Origin of the sequence: Halomonas sp. PBN3, from assembly GCF_000475415.1 — a bacterium.
In the GTDB taxonomy this organism is placed as follows: domain Bacteria; phylum Pseudomonadota; class Gammaproteobacteria; order Pseudomonadales; family Halomonadaceae; genus Halomonas; species Halomonas shengliensis.
In genome coordinates this window covers 1-329 of the sequence record NZ_AXCA01000129.1, presented here as the reverse complement: position 1 = coordinate 329, position 329 = coordinate 1, and the positions used below count along the sequence as shown (strand labels likewise).

Here is a 329-nt window from a genome sequence, read left to right as displayed (position 1 = left end):
CAGCTGAGCTATGGCCCCGAAAGCAATTTGTGTGAGACAAGGCGCTTCGATGCGACGCCTAGCTTGCTAGGCGAGTATCGGAGCAACGCAGTATCACGCAAATTTGGTGGGTCTGGGCAGATTTGAAGCAAACCCCGCGACCTCACCCTTCTCTTTACAGAACTTCCGGGGGTGCGCTCTCACCAACTGAGCTACCCGGCTGTTCAGAGAATGGTGGGTCTGGGCAGATTTGAACTGCCGACCTCACCCTTATCAGGGGTGCGCTCTAACCAACTGAGCTACAGACCCGAAGGTCACGCTGGGCCTATACCCAAACAGTCTTTTGCTCT

1 tRNA gene is annotated in these 329 nt (G+C 55.3%); it reads right to left on the bottom strand.

What is annotated here, in order from left to right:
* Positions 1-211: 211 nt before the first annotated feature.
* Positions 212-288 (bottom strand) — tRNA-Ile (locus tag Q673_RS24655).
* Positions 289-329 lie beyond the last annotated feature (41 nt).